Genomic DNA, 13,161 nt, shown 5'->3' with positions numbered 1-13,161 from the left:
AGGCGATCATGGCGGAACGACTGTCGGCGGAAGCGCGAAAATCGGCGCTGGTGGAACTGCCTGGATGGTCGGAAACGGCCGGCCGTGAGGCGATTGCGCGCACCTTCACTTTCAAGGACTTCAACGAAGCCTTCGGTTTCATGTCCCGCGCTGCCCTCGTGGCCGAAAAGAACGACCATCACCCGGAATGGAAGAACGTCTACAAGACGGTGGAAGTGGTGCTGGCCACCCATGACGCCGGCGGCGTCACCAGGCGTGATATCGATCTGGCCAAGGCCATGAACGCCATCGCCGGGCAATTGGGCGTCGCCTGAGGTCGCCTCGCCGCGATCTTGCGGGGTGGGGCGGACATCACCAATTCTTCATTCATACATGTTGGCCGCGGCGATCTGCCGCGCCGGATGCAAGGGGAGCCCCGCGATGGCATCGTCCGATCACACCGTGGGTTTTGAGCCAGCCGACCGGCTGGCGCAGGACCGCGAGAGCGTGCGCCGGCGCTTCTGGATCAAACTCAAGCAGGTGGTGGCGCAGCTTCCCTTCGCCGAGGATTTGCTCGCCGCTTACTATTGTGCATTCGACAAGGAGACGCCGCGTCACGTGCAGGCGTCCCTGCTCGGTGCCGTCGCCTATTTCATCCTGCCGTTCGATTTCATGCCCGACGTACTACCATTGCTCGGCTTTACCGATGATGCCGCGGTGCTCGCCGCTGCCATCCGCATGGTCGCGAGCCACATCACCGAGGAGCATCGCGCTGCCGCCCGCGCTGCGCTGAAGCGCGGGATCGACGCTGCCGAAATGACGGAATAGCGACGCTCAGCTAGCGCGAGTGAACCTGCGCCCTTGTGCTTCGCTCCGCTTCCCACGCCTGGAATTGCTTGAAGAGCGCCTCCTTGTCCGCGTCGGTCTTGACACTCGCCGCGGTCGTCGGACTCTGCTTCAGGAATTCATCGAACCTGGCGCGCGACACGGCCTCGACGTTATGGGTCTTGAGCCATTGCTCGGCAACCGGCAGACGCTGCCAATCAGGGAGCGGCGCCGAGAGCGAGACCTCCTTCCACTTCGGATGGAACGGCGGGTTCTGGAATTTCGGAAACTTCGTGAAGAAGGCGTCCACGAACTGGGCCAGCTTGCGGTAGCGGTCGGTATTGGGCGCCCAGTTGTAGGCCGCGAGCACCGCAGGCACGGCAATGGTATCGACCTTCGCGCCTTCGGCGATCAGGTTGGGATAGTCCTTCGAGGTCAGGGTGGCCGGCAAATAGTCGCCCTGCAGCGGCTTTGCATATTCGACCGGAACCAGATGGAAGCGGTCGTCCTTGAAGTTGCTGACGGACTTGTACGGCTTGCCGCCGCAGACGATCACGGCATCGAGTTCGCCGTTTTTCAATTTCTCCATCGCTATGCGCTGTTCGATGTAGTGGAAGTTAGGCTTGAGGCCGAGCCGTTCGAACACGATCGCCGCGGTCACGAAGGTGCCGCCATTGGGAAGGTCGACACTGACCCTCTTGCCGCTGAGCTGGCTGATGTTGGTCACCGATTTCGGCGCGAGGACGTACATCTCCTCATTGAAAAGCTTGGTCACATAGGTGAACTGCTTCTTGATGTCCTTCGCAAAGCCCTTCTTTTCGAGATAGTCGAGCGTGTCGGCGCGCACGATGCCGAGGTCGACGCCCTGCAGGAACAGGATGTCGGCCACGCTCTGCACGGAGCCGCGCCCGACGATCGGAAGTACGCGCAACTTGTTTCCGTCGTCGAGCACGGAAGCGAGGTCGGCACCGAACTGCACATAGGTGCCGCCGATCGTGCCCGAGATCAGTGTGACCGTGTTCGCGTTCAGCGCCTGCTTGGTGGAGACCGAACCAAACTGGAAAATCGCTTTCAGACTTTCGCTGACCTTGGCCGGATCGTATTCCGTCTCAGCGGCCTTGGCCGCCGTACTGCTGCATGCCACCGTCATGGCAAGCAATACCATTCCCAGTAACTGTCGCATGGGTTCCTCTGCGCTGGTCTAAAAGTAATTTCTCGAGAAATTGCCTAGTTCTGCAACTGGCCGAGACGCCGTCTCGCATCGGCTGAACCGAGTTGGGCGGCCTTCTGGTACCAGAGCTTCGCCTGCGCCGGATCGGGCGTGACGCTCCGCAAATCCTGGCCGCCCAGCACTTGCGGATCATACGTCCCGGCCAGCATTAGCGCCGCCTCGGCCTCCTGCGCGTCTGCAGCGCGTTCGAGCAGCAGTCGGGCGGACGTAATGTCGCCGATAGAGAGCAGGCTCTTCGCCCGGTTCAGCAACGTCGCAAGCTCCTCCGGGTCGATGCGTCTGGCCGGAGCCGTCTCACGCGTTACCGGAACGGGCTCCTGCGCCGTCGGAGCGACCGCAGCCACCGGGGTTGCCGGAGATGCGTCACGGGCAGCCTCGCGCGCCACAGGCTCGGGCACTGCGACCTTGCCCTTCAATGCGCTCTGATAGGCGGCGGCAATTTCGTCACGCGTCGGCGACGCGGATGCCAGCGCGGTGGGTGGCGAACGGCGAGCGGCTGCCATCTCCGCGCCGGACGGTTCGGCGGCCAGCGGCGGCGCGGCAACGCGCTGCGGCTGCGCCGCGGGCTCCGGCACTGCCGCGGCGAGCTGGTCGGCTGGCGGCACGCTGCCGCCACCACCGCCGCCGAGCGAGGCGTTGAAGATGACGGCCCGGGTCGAGTCGATCGAAAACAGCGCGAGGACAGCGGCTATCGCCGACACGATCACGACGCCGGTTACAATGCGCCCCGCGCGCGCCTTCTTCAGCCCGCCGCTGCCGAACCTTCCGCTGCCGAACATATATTCGGAAAGCTGCTGATGTGACTCCTCCTCGTAGTTGGAGAGGAAAAGCGGCACAGGCTCGTGTGGCGAGTGCTCCTCCGGCAGCACATCTGCCCGCTCAAACGATGGCGCAAAGGACGGCGCATATTGCGGCTGCTCGTATTGCGGCTGCTCGTATCGGGACTGTTCGTATTGAGGCTGTTCGTATCGGGGGGGCTCGTATCGAAGCTGTTCGTATCGAGATTGATCGGCCTCATACAACCGAGGATCGCTGATGGCTTCGTCGAATCGATCGAACGGATCTCTCGTCTGAACCGGCCTGGTGTTCTCCGCCATGGTGATGCTCCCCACTACCGAACGCAACGACGGGCGTCCCCCTGCACCTACTTCTTGCTCTTGTTGACGTACAGGAGCCCCTTTACCGATGGTTAAAATCGCACACGGAATGGGTTCAAAAAACGACGGCGGCTGGGGTGAATGGGGAGATATTTTGGTATGATTGAGGCGAACAAGCGGCATCCTGCCGTTTGAAAACACGCATTGTTACCGAGAAATGATATCGGTGAGATGAAATTCATGCTGCTGATGCGAAAAGACGTGCGTCGCTGCACCGCACGGACCGCCTCCCCTGCTTCTGAGTGGACGACCAGGTTCGACAGATGATCCCGCATCTCAGGGATGCAGGATCACCTTGCCCATCGCCTTGCGGCCGGCGAGCACCTTCAGCGCTTCGGCGGTTTGCGCCAGCGGAAAGGTGCGGTCGACATGCGAGGAGATCTTGCCTTCCGCCGTCCACTTCACGAGCTTTTCCAGGTTGGCGCGGTTCTTCTCGGGATTGACCCGGGTCCAGGCGCCCCAGAACACGCCGCGGATATCGCAGCCCTTGAGCAGCGCGAGGTTGAGCGGCATCTTCGGAATGTCGCCTGCCGCGAAGCCGATCACCAGGAAGCGACCTTCCCAGGCGATCGAGCGCAATGCCGCTTCAGCGTACGTGCCGCCGACCGGATCGAAGATGATGTCGACGCCCTTGCCCCCGGTGAGCCGACGCAAGCCCTCCTTCAGATCTTCCTTGCTGTAGTTCAGCGTCAGCTCGGCGCCATGTGCCTTGGCAAATTCGAGCTTCTCGTCCGACGACGCGCAGGCGATCACCTTCAGGCCCATCAGCTTGCCGAGCTCGCAGGCGGCAAGGCCGGTGCCGCCGGCAGCGCCCAGCACGGCGAGCGTCTCGCCGGGCTTCGGGCTGGCACGATCTTCCAGGGCGTGCAGTGCCGTGCCGTAGATAATGATGATTCCGGCGGCGCGATCGAAATCCAGATTGTCGGGAATCTTCACGATCGAATTTGCCGGCAGCGCGATCTTTTCGCGTGCGCCGTTGTGGCCGCAGGAGGCCACCACGCGGTCGCCGACCTTCAGGTCGGTGACGCCGGCGCCGACGCTTTCGATCACGCCGGCAACTTCGGCGGCCGGCGAAAACGGGAACGGCGGCTTGATCTGGTACTTGCCCTGGATCATCAGGATGTCGAAGAAATTCAGCGCCGCGGCCTTGATCGCGATCACCGCCTGGCCCGGTTCAGCCACCGGATCGGGTACGTCGGCCAGCACGAGATCGTCGGGTTGGCAATATTGCGAGCAGAGAATGGCTTTCATGGACACACCTGATTTTCGGACCGACAAGGAGCTGACTGCTTCATGCCGGATTTGAAGCCGGGCTACAATCCGATTCGGACGCATGACCCGCGCGGGTGAAGGGGGTTCAAACGATGTTTGAAAACAGCCTGTTGGCCGGAAAACGGATATTGGTCACCGGTGGCGGCTCGGGCCTTGGAGCCGCGATGGGACGCCGCTTCGTCGAGCTTGGCGCGGAGCTGGTCATCTGCGGCCGACGGCTCGAATTGCTGGAGGCGACTGCCGCGCAGATGCGCGCGGAACTCGGCGGCAAGGTTACTGTAGTCCGATGCGATATTCGCGACGGCGCGGCCGTCGATGTGATGATGGACCAGATCTGGCGGGAGGCGCCGATCGACGTGCTGGTCAACAATGCTGCCGCGACCTTTATCGCGCAGACCGAACATCTGTCGTTTCGCGCGGCGGATGCGATCCTGGCGCCGACGCTGCACGGCACGATGTACTGTACGCTCGCAGCGGGCAGGCGCTGGATCGACGGCAGGCACAAGGGCGTGGTGTTGAGCATACTCTCGACCTCGACGATCACCGGCCGCGCGTTCACGGTGCCGTCGGCGATGGCGAAATCCGCCGTGCTCGCGATGACCAGGAGCCTTGCGGTGGAGTGGGGACCCAAGGGTGTGCGCACGGTTGCGATCGCGCCCGGCGCGTTTCCGACGCCCGGCGCGTCAGGTCAGCTCCGCCCCGAGGGCCGCGATGAAAGCTGGGCGCAACGCAATCCGCTTGGCCGCGCCGGCGAGCATGGTGAACTTGCCAATCTGGCGAGCTTTCTGATTTCCGACCAGGCCGGTTACATCAATGGCGAGATGGTCGTGCAGGATGGCGGCGCGCATTTGCGCAGTTCCGGCGCCGAGGATCTGCTGCAATGGACCGATGCGCAGTGGCGGAAGCAGCGCGAGCGTCGTTCCACGGACTGAAGTCGAGACCCGCGCTCTGAACGCGAACGGTCCCGGCACGAAGGGTCGCCACGGCGGTGAGTAATACCGTAACTGCCTTCCCAAAAAAGCATTTCCCGGCTATCCATCCCCGGCGGCGCGACGCGCCCGCGGGCCATCTTCCAGTCACAATAATGAGGGAACCAGTTGTCCGTGTTGCGAATACTGACATTTCTGGTTGCGATTTCGGCGTTGTGTGGGATGACCTCCCTCGCACAGGCACAGGGCGCTGCTTCGAAGGGCGCCAAGGAAACGGCCAAGGATGCGCCCAAGGCTGCGCCTGCACCGGCGGCAAAGCCAACCACGGCCAAGCCTTCTAAGCAGGAACCGGCTGCGGCCGCGGGCGGCGCCGAGCCTACCTTGATTGGCCAGTACGGTATGTGGGGCGCCTACACGGCGACGCCCAATGGCAAGAAGGTTTGCTTCGCTCTGGCGAAGCCCTCGTCATCGAAAACCAACCCGCCGAATCGTCCGCGCGATCCCGCCTACGCTTTCGTCTCGACGCGTCCGGCGGAGAAGGTCTTCAACGAAGTTTCGATCATGATCGGCTACGCGCTGAAGCCGGGCTCGGAATCCTCTCTCGAGGTCGGCGGCTCTTCCTATGCGATGTATACCCAGGGCGACGGGCTCTGGATCAAGAACGCCGCGGAGGAAGAGCAGATGGTCAATGCCATGCGCAAATCCGCCGAGGTCACCGTCAAGGGCACCTCTGCCAAGGGTACCGAGACCACGGACGTCTTCTCGCTGAAGGGGTTGTCCCAGGCGCTCGACCGGCTGGCGCAGGATTGCAAGCGCTAGACCGCCTTTAAGCCCAAATTGACGTTGTTTACGGACGTTGGAAAGCCTATTTGAGGGGCTCAGTAGGGTGGGCAAGGGCGCAAAGCGCCGTGCCCACCATTGGCACTAGTGGTGGGCACGCTGCGCCACCCTACAATTGTCGCCCGTTTCCAATCTTCTGTCCGTGTGGGATTTAATGACGCTTTCATCTTCCGTGGCGCCGCTGGAGAAGGTTCCACTCGAAACCTACGTGCCGCCGGCAAAACCCTCGCTGATCGGCCTGTCGCGCGCCGAGATCGCCGACCGGCTCGGCGAGATCGGCGTTGCGCCTGCGCAGCGCAAGATGCGCACGCAGCAGCTCTGGCACTGGATGTATTTTCGCGGCGCCAAATCCTTCGCCGAGATGACCAGCGTCTCCAAGGACATGCGCGCCGAGCTCGAGCAGCATTTCACCGTCGATCGTCCCGAGATGGTGGCCGAGCAGATTTCCAACGACGGCACCCGCAAATGGCTGTTGCGCCTGCCGAGCGGCGACGCGTTCCAGAAGGCGCATGAGGTCGAATGCGTCTACATTCCCGAAACCGATCGCGGCACGCTCTGCGTCTCCTCGCAGGTCGGCTGCACGTTGAATTGCTCGTTCTGCCACACCGGTACGCAACGGCTGGTGCGCAACCTCACCGCGGGCGAAATCGTCGGCCAGATCATGGTGGCGCGCGACCGTCTCAGCGACTGGGCCGATCGCGAGACGCCGACCGGCAGCCGCCTCGTCACCAACATCGTCATGATGGGCATGGGCGAGCCGCTCTATAATTTCGACGCGGTGCGCGATGCGCTGCTGATCACGGCCGACAACGAAGGCATCGGCATTTCCCGCCGCCGCATCACGCTGTCGACCTCGGGCGTGGTGCCGAACATCATCCGCACCGGCGAGGAAATCGGCGTCATGCTCGCGATCTCGCTGCATGCGGTGCGCGACGACCTGCGCAACGAGCTGGTCCCGTTGAACCGCAAATATCCGATCGCCGAATTGCTGCAGGCTTGCCGAGACTATCCGGGCTCGTCGAACGCACGCCGCATCACCTTCGAATATGTGATGCTCAAGGGCGTCAACGATTCCCTCGACGACGCCAAGCTGCTGGTCAAACTGCTCAAGGGCATTCCGGCCAAGATCAACCTGATTCCGTTCAACCCGTGGCCGGGTTCGCGTTACGAGTGCTCGGATTGGGAGCAGATCGAAAAATTCTCCGAATACATCTTCAACGCCGGCTATTCCTCGCCGGTGCGCACCCCGCGTGGCCGCGACATCCTCGCCGCCTGCGGCCAGTTGAAGTCGGAGACCGAGAAACTATCCGCGCGCGAGCGCCAGGCGCTGCGCGCCATGGCGATGACGGATTGAATGAAGGAACGTTGCATGCAATCCCGTCATTGCGAGGAGCAGAGCGACGAAGCAATCTATCTCGCAGCAAGCGGAAAGATGGATTGCTTCGCGTCGCTCGCAATGACGGTGCGTCGACCATGTCCTTGATCGGCCGCATCTTCGTCATCCTGTTCGCCTTCCTCGCCGCATGCTTTGTGGCGGGAATGATCGTGGTCGGCGCGGTGCTGTATCCGGAGTTCAGCGATCTCGGCGGCGGGCCGATCGACCAGGATGCGCTGAATGTCGTGCTCGGCTTCGGCTTCATCTTCCTGTCCGGTTTTGCGCTGCTGCCGGCGCTGGTGGTCGTGCTCATCACCGAAGCGTTCTACATCCGCAGCGTGCTCGCTTACGCAGTCGGCGGCGCCATCGTCGGCGCAGCCTGCTATCTCGGCCTCGTTCCCTTCGATCCCGAGACGCTGACTTTCGATGGAATCGTGCACCGTCATCTCGAAATCATGACCGGCGCCGGCATCGTCGCTGGCCTGGTCTATTGGATGATCGCCGGCCGATCCGCCGGAGCCTGGCGCGAACCGCAGCCTCCCTTGCGGCCGCCGCCGCCATTGCCGTCGCAATCACGGCCATTCTCCTGATGCAACGTGCAACTTCTTTCTTCTCCCACAAGGGGAGGAGGCGTGAGCCTTTTCATCACCAATTCTCTCGGCTAAACCCCGCGCCATGAACCGTACCGGACTTATTATCGCGCTGGGCTTGTCGCTCGTCATCGGACTGCTGTTCGGGATCTACCCCGAACTCGACCTGAAGCTGGCGGCGTTGTTTTACGATGCGGCAAGCGCGTCGTTTCCGTCGAAACAGAACCGACTTTATGCTTTTGCGCGCGATGCCGCGATGTGGATCGCGTGGGCGCTGGCGCTGCCGGCGCTGATCGCGATTGTCGCGAAGCTGCTGCGGCCGGACCGGCCGATGCTGGTTCCGGGACGCGCGGCGGTGTTCCTGCTGGTCACGATCCTGCTCTCCGCGGTCGTGCTGACCAATCTTACCTTCAAGAGCCATTGGGGCCGGCCGCGGCCGGTGGTGGTGACGGAGTTCAACGGACCTTGGCAGTTTGTGCCGTGGTGGGATCCGCGCGGCGCCTGCGGGCGCAACTGCTCGTTCTTCTCGGGCGAGGGCGCCACCGCGTTCTGGACTTACGCCCCCGCAGCCCTGACGCCGCCGGCATGGCGGCCGTTGGCCTACGCGGCAGCGACCTTGTTCGGTGTTGCGACCAGCGTGCTGCGAATGGCATTCGGCGGGCACTTCTTTACAGACGTAGCCGCCGCGGGTCTCGTCAGCTTTTTCGTGATCTGGCTGGCCTATGCCTGGATTTACCGCTGGCCGTCGACGAGGCGGACGGATGCGCAGATTGAGGCCGCTTTGGCGCGCTGGGGCCGGCCCGGCTACCGCCTGTGGCAGCGCTGGCGCGGGCGCGAGGCGGGGTAGTCCGTCAGCCGCCAGCGCCATTAAACGCGTGCCCATGGCTGCGAAATTTGATATTCGCGGCCCTCAAGCCGTTAGAGCATTATCGGTTCTGATGGGATCAGAACCGAAGCTCTAGATTCTTGTTTTGACGCGTTTTCTTCACGCGAACCGGTATCCACTTCGCTCGAAAACGCTATAACGGCATCCGCCATTTCGACCGATTGGAAGATCTATGAGTACGATCCTGAAAAGCCTGCCCAAGGGGGAAAAAGTCGGCATCGCCTTCTCCGGCGGTCTCGACACCAGCGCGGCGCTGCTCTGGATGAAGCAAAAAGGCGCGCGCGTCTTTGCCTATACCGCGAACCTTGGCCAGCCTGACGAAGCGGACTACGACGAGATTCCGCGTAAAGCGCTGGAGTTCGGCGGAGAGAAAGCCCGGCTCGTGGATTGCCGTACCCAATTGGTCCACGAAGGGATTGCCGCCATCCAGTCCGGCGCCTTCCACGTCTCTACCGGCGGCATCGCCTATTTCAACACCACGCCGCTCGGGCGCGCGGTGACCGGCACGATGCTGGTCTCGGCCATGAAGGAGGACGGCGTCAACATCTGGGGTGACGGCTCTACCTTCAAGGGTAACGATATCGAACGGTTCTATCGCTACGGGCTTTTGACCAATCCGAGCTTGCGGATCTACAAGCCCTGGCTCGACCAGCAGTTCATCGACGAGCTGGGTGGGCGCGCGGAAATGTCTGATTTCATGGCCGCCAACGGATTCGCCTACAAGATGAGCGCCGAAAAGGCCTATTCGACCGACAGCAACATCCTCGGCGCAACCCACGAGGCCAAGGATCTCGAGCGTCTGGACAGCGGCATCAAGATCGTCAACCCGATCATGGGCGTGCCGTTCTGGCGCGACGACTGCGCCGTCAAGGCCGAACAGGTCGTGGTGCGTTTTGAGGAGGGTCAGCCTGTCGCGCTAAATGGCCGGACGTTCACCGATCCGGTCGCGCTGTTCCTCGATGCCAACGCCATCGGCGGCCGGCATGGCCTCGGCATGAGCGACCAGATCGAGAACCGGATCATCGAGGCCAAGAGCCGCGGCATTTACGAAGCGCCCGGTATGGCGCTGCTGCACATCGCCTATGAACGCCTGGTCACGGGCATCCACAACGAGGACACCATCGAGCAATACCGGATCAGCGGCATGCGCCTCGGCCGATTGCTCTATCAGGGGCGGTGGTTCGATTCCCAGGCCCTCATGCTGCGCGAAACCGCGCAGCGCTGGGTGGCACGCGCCGTCACCGGCGAGGTGACGCTCGAGCTGCGCCGCGGCAACGACTACTCGATCGTGAACACCGAGAGTCCCAATCTGACCTATCATCCGGAGCGGCTGAGCATGGAGAAGGTCGAAGATGCCGCGTTCTCGCCGGCCGACCGTATCGGCCAGCTCACCATGCGCAACCTCGACATCGCCGATACCAGGGCCAAGCTGAAGCTTTATTCGGATACGGGGTTGCTGTCCGGCAGCGAAGGCTCCGACATCTTCAAGCTCGAGAGCGACAAGGGCTGAACCGCGCAGGCATTGTAACGGGAACGTCATTCGGGTTCGATAAGGATAGGTAGGCCCATGCCTAAGGCTCGGGGCCGTTGGCTGTCGCTTGGCTCTACCCAGACTAATCCGAATCCGATCCGGTGCACGCTCATGGTCAAACCCTTCGCTGCCGCCCTCATTGTGCTGCTTACGGGATCCTCGACGGTTGCCCAAACCATCTACCCGATCGACCGCGCGTCGATTCTTGCCGGCGCTCGCTTCGATTTCAAAGTCGAGTTTCCGGATCGCGTCGATCCCTCAAAGCTGAAAGTGACCGTGAACGGCGAAGATCATGCCGCTGTGTTCGGTCAGGATGGAACATTCGTCGAGCGCGAGGACGGCAAGGACCAGTCGGCATTGATGCTGCGCGGCGTCACCCTGACCAGGCCGGGCAATGTCACGGTCGAAGTCAGCGATGGCACGCGAAGCCGAACTGTGACGTGGACAGTCTACGATACCGGCCCGCGCAAGGCGAAGAATGTCATCCTGTTCATTGGTGACGGGCTGTCACCTGCGCATCGCGTCGCCGCCCGTCTGCTCTCCAAGGGCATCGCGGAAGGCAAGAGCCTCGGCAAGCTTGCGATCGACGACATGCCGCATATGGCGCTGGTGGCGACTGCAGGCTCGGATTCCATCATCACCGATTCCGCGAATGCTGCGAGCGCCTTTGCCACCGGTCACAAGACCGCGGTCAACGCCATGGGCGTCTATGCGGACCGTACGGCAAGCCCGTTCGATGATCCAAAGGTCGAGACCATTGCGAGCCTGGCGAAGCGGCGGCACGGCATGGGTATCGGCATTGTCACCAATACCGAAGTCGAGGATGCGACGCCGGCGGCAATGGTGGCGCACACCCGCCGTCGCGCCGCTTATGACCAGATCGTCGAGCAATTGTTCGCCGCCAGACCCGATGTGCTGATGGGCGGCGGAGCTGCGAATTTCCTGCCGCAGGGCGCGCCCGGCTCCAGGCGGAAGGACGCCGTCGATTACCTCGCCCGATTCCGCGATGCCGGCTATTCGATTGCGGCGACGGCAGGCGAACTCAATGCGCTTGCGGCCAAGCCCGACACGCGCCAGTTGCTCGGCCTGTTCGCCGAGCGAAATATGGACGGCGCGCTGGACCGCAAGTTTCTCAAAGGCGGCGGCGTGGCGAAATTCCCGGAACAGCCGGATCTGACCGAACAGATGCAGGCCGCGCTGAACATCCTGTCCAGGAACGATGCGGGCTTCTTCCTGATGGTCGAATCCGGCATGATCGACAAATACGCGCATGCGCTGGATATGGAGCGCGCGGTCTACGACACCATCATGCTCGACAACGCGGTCGCCCTGGCGCGCAAATGGGCGCGGGCGCGCCGCGACGACACCCTGATCCTTGTGCTCGCCGACCACAACCATCCCAACAGTCTTGTCGGCACCATCAATGACGACATGAGCACGACGCCCAACTTGCCACTGCGCGAGCGCGTCGGCACCTACGACAAAGCCGGATTTCCTAACTATCCGGCTCCCGATGCCGATGGCTATCCGTCGCGCGTGGACGTCAGCCGGCGGCTAGCGCTCTTCTCTGCGAGCCTTCCGGACCATTACGAAACCTTCCGCCCCAAGCTCGACAATCCCAACGAGCCGAGCGTCAAGGGAGATGCGCCGGGCGCGTTCAAGATCAACGAGAAATACAAGGACGTCCCGGGGGCGGTGCTGCGCTTGGGCAACCTGCCGGCGATGATGGGCGCCAGCGTGCATTCGGGAGAGGATGTCATCCTGACGGGGACTGGACCGGGCAGCGAACGGATTGCCGGCTCGATGGACAACACCGACGTATTCCGCATCATGGCGGACGCGCTCGGCCTCGCGGCCGCGGGACAATAGTTTCGCGAGCGACGTCCTCGCGTCAGGAGAGCGGCGGTGCAAACATCAGTTTGACGCAGCTTCGAAAGGTCATGATCTGCCGTTCGAGGCGGCTCGGATCGTTCAGCGTCTTGGACATGATGATGGCGCCGTCGACGATGCAGGACAGCATATCGGCGACATCGTCGAGATCGACCGGCTCCCTCGGAGGATAAACCGACGCGATGCCGTCGAGGATCGTGCGGAAGCGCGCATTCCAGTCTCGTACGGATTGCGCGGTGAGATCGCGGATCTCACGATCGAACAGCCGTTCCTGATAGCAGATGCTGGCGATCAGGCAGCCGGGATGGCCGTTCGGCAGATCGGCCATCGTTTCGGCCAGCAGCTTCAGCGAAATCAGGAACGCCTGCAGCGGATCGTCGGAAAGCTGGCGACCGCGTGCGAAAATATCATCGAAGAGCCGATCGTTGGTCGCGACATATCTGCGGAGCATTTCGCGGGCGAGCGCGTTCTTATCCTTGAAGTGATAGAAGAAGCCGCTCTTGGTGAGGCCTGCCTCGACAATCACTTCCTCGATCGAGGTGGCGCCAAATCCCTTGGCGAGAACGGCCGCCTCCGCGATTTCGAGAATCCGCTCACGCGTCGCTTCGCCCTTGCTCATCCGGGGTTCCAGAACTGTACCCATGGTGCGGTTTCTC

The 13,161-nt window shown here is 62.5% G+C and carries 13 protein-coding genes; 9 read left to right on the top strand and 4 right to left on the bottom strand.

Annotation, left to right across the window (positions count from 1 at the left end; all coding sequences use genetic code 11):
* Nucleotides 1-8 precede the first annotated feature (8 nt).
* Both LMTR13_RS38105 and LMTR13_RS38100 read left to right on the top strand, forming a co-directional pair.
* Nucleotides 9-314, top strand: a complete 306-nt coding sequence (locus tag LMTR13_RS38105; RefSeq protein WP_065732224.1) for a 4a-hydroxytetrahydrobiopterin dehydratase — start codon at nt 9-11, stop codon at nt 312-314.
* 106 nt (nt 315-420) lie between these two features.
* Nucleotides 421-807 (top strand): YkvA family protein, encoded by a 387-nt coding sequence (locus LMTR13_RS38100; protein WP_065733316.1) that lies wholly within the window; start codon nt 421-423, stop codon nt 805-807.
* Nucleotides 808-817: 10 nt separating this feature from the next.
* Here the strand turns inward: LMTR13_RS38100 and LMTR13_RS38095 are convergent, their stop codons facing one another.
* From LMTR13_RS38095 to LMTR13_RS38085, 3 genes are all read right to left on the bottom strand, one after another.
* Nucleotides 818-1,987, bottom strand: a complete 1,170-nt coding sequence (locus tag LMTR13_RS38095) for a TAXI family TRAP transporter solute-binding subunit (RefSeq protein WP_065732223.1) — start codon at nt 1,985-1,987, stop codon at nt 818-820.
* A gap of 44 nt (nt 1,988-2,031) precedes the next feature.
* A complete protein-coding gene (locus LMTR13_RS38090; protein ID WP_065732222.1) occupies nt 2,032-3,132 on the bottom strand; it encodes a hypothetical protein in 1,101 nt (366 codons plus the stop codon).
* Between the two features lie 336 nt (nt 3,133-3,468).
* A complete protein-coding gene (locus LMTR13_RS38085) occupies nt 3,469-4,443 on the bottom strand; it encodes an NADPH:quinone oxidoreductase family protein (RefSeq protein ID WP_057854574.1) in 975 nt (324 codons plus the stop codon).
* 113 nt (nt 4,444-4,556) lie between these two features.
* Here LMTR13_RS38085 and LMTR13_RS38080 point away from each other — a divergent pair, with 113 nt between their 5' ends.
* From LMTR13_RS38080 to LMTR13_RS38050, 7 genes are all read left to right on the top strand, one after another.
* Nucleotides 4,557-5,396 carry an SDR family oxidoreductase gene (locus LMTR13_RS38080; RefSeq protein ID WP_065733315.1) on the top strand — a complete coding sequence of 280 codons (840 nt, stop codon included), beginning with the start codon at nt 4,557-4,559 and terminating at the stop codon, nt 5,394-5,396.
* Between the two features lie 219 nt (nt 5,397-5,615).
* The gene (locus LMTR13_RS38075; RefSeq protein ID WP_065732221.1) at nt 5,616-6,212 is read left to right on the top strand and encodes an invasion associated locus B family protein; all 597 of its coding nucleotides are present in this window, start codon (nt 5,616-5,618) and stop codon (nt 6,210-6,212) included.
* A gap of 175 nt (nt 6,213-6,387) precedes the next feature.
* Nucleotides 6,388-7,587 carry a dual-specificity RNA methyltransferase RlmN gene (gene rlmN, locus LMTR13_RS38070; protein ID WP_065732220.1) on the top strand — a complete coding sequence of 400 codons (1,200 nt, stop codon included), beginning with the start codon at nt 6,388-6,390 and terminating at the stop codon, nt 7,585-7,587.
* 119 nt (nt 7,588-7,706) lie between these two features.
* Entirely contained in the window at nt 7,707-8,198 is a 492-nt protein-coding gene (locus LMTR13_RS38065) for a hypothetical protein (RefSeq protein ID WP_065732219.1), read from the top strand.
* 85 nt (nt 8,199-8,283) lie between these two features.
* The gene (locus LMTR13_RS38060) at nt 8,284-9,045 is read left to right on the top strand and encodes a phosphatase PAP2 family protein (RefSeq protein WP_065732218.1); all 762 of its coding nucleotides are present in this window, start codon (nt 8,284-8,286) and stop codon (nt 9,043-9,045) included.
* Between the two features lie 211 nt (nt 9,046-9,256).
* Entirely contained in the window at nt 9,257-10,594 is a 1,338-nt protein-coding gene (gene argG / locus LMTR13_RS38055; RefSeq protein ID WP_065732217.1) for an argininosuccinate synthase, read from the top strand.
* 132 nt (nt 10,595-10,726) lie between these two features.
* Nucleotides 10,727-12,484 (top strand): alkaline phosphatase, encoded by a 1,758-nt coding sequence (locus tag LMTR13_RS38050; RefSeq protein ID WP_065732216.1) that lies wholly within the window; start codon nt 10,727-10,729, stop codon nt 12,482-12,484.
* A gap of 22 nt (nt 12,485-12,506) precedes the next feature.
* Here the strand turns inward: LMTR13_RS38050 and LMTR13_RS38045 are convergent, their stop codons facing one another.
* Nucleotides 12,507-13,124: a TetR/AcrR family transcriptional regulator gene (locus LMTR13_RS38045; protein WP_065732215.1), complete on the bottom strand. Its 618-nt coding sequence runs from the start codon at nt 13,122-13,124 to the stop codon at nt 12,507-12,509.
* Nucleotides 13,125-13,161 lie beyond the last annotated feature (37 nt).

The sequence above is a fragment of the Bradyrhizobium icense genome (assembly GCF_001693385.1).
GTDB classification, from domain to species: domain Bacteria; phylum Pseudomonadota; class Alphaproteobacteria; order Rhizobiales; family Xanthobacteraceae; genus Bradyrhizobium; species Bradyrhizobium icense.
The sequence above is the reverse complement of the archived record's forward strand: the minus strand, read 5'-3'. Positions and strand labels throughout refer to the sequence as shown.

Coding starts and splice junctions, on each gene's coding strand:
- LMTR13_RS38085 (WP_057854574.1), bottom strand. CDS start 4,443: ATGAAAGCCATTCTCTGCTCGCAATATTGCCAACCCGACGATCTCGTG.
- LMTR13_RS38065 (WP_065732219.1), top strand. CDS start 7,707: ATGTCCTTGATCGGCCGCATCTTCGTCATCCTGTTCGCCTTCCTCGCC.
- LMTR13_RS38060 (WP_065732218.1), top strand. CDS start 8,284: ATGAACCGTACCGGACTTATTATCGCGCTGGGCTTGTCGCTCGTCATC.
- LMTR13_RS38045 (WP_065732215.1), bottom strand. CDS start 13,124: ATGAGCAAGGGCGAAGCGACGCGTGAGCGGATTCTCGAAATCGCGGAG.
- LMTR13_RS38100 (WP_065733316.1), top strand. CDS start 421: ATGGCATCGTCCGATCACACCGTGGGTTTTGAGCCAGCCGACCGGCTG.
- argG (WP_065732217.1), top strand. CDS start 9,257: ATGAGTACGATCCTGAAAAGCCTGCCCAAGGGGGAAAAAGTCGGCATC.
- LMTR13_RS38075 (WP_065732221.1), top strand. CDS start 5,616: ATGACCTCCCTCGCACAGGCACAGGGCGCTGCTTCGAAGGGCGCCAAG.
- rlmN (WP_065732220.1), top strand. CDS start 6,388: ATGACGCTTTCATCTTCCGTGGCGCCGCTGGAGAAGGTTCCACTCGAA.
- LMTR13_RS38080 (WP_065733315.1), top strand. CDS start 4,557: ATGTTTGAAAACAGCCTGTTGGCCGGAAAACGGATATTGGTCACCGGT.
- LMTR13_RS38050 (WP_065732216.1), top strand. CDS start 10,727: ATGGTCAAACCCTTCGCTGCCGCCCTCATTGTGCTGCTTACGGGATCC.
- LMTR13_RS38090 (WP_065732222.1), bottom strand. CDS start 3,132: ATGGCGGAGAACACCAGGCCGGTTCAGACGAGAGATCCGTTCGATCGA.
- LMTR13_RS38105 (WP_065732224.1), top strand. CDS start 9: ATGGCGGAACGACTGTCGGCGGAAGCGCGAAAATCGGCGCTGGTGGAA.
- LMTR13_RS38095 (WP_065732223.1), bottom strand. CDS start 1,987: ATGCGACAGTTACTGGGAATGGTATTGCTTGCCATGACGGTGGCATGC.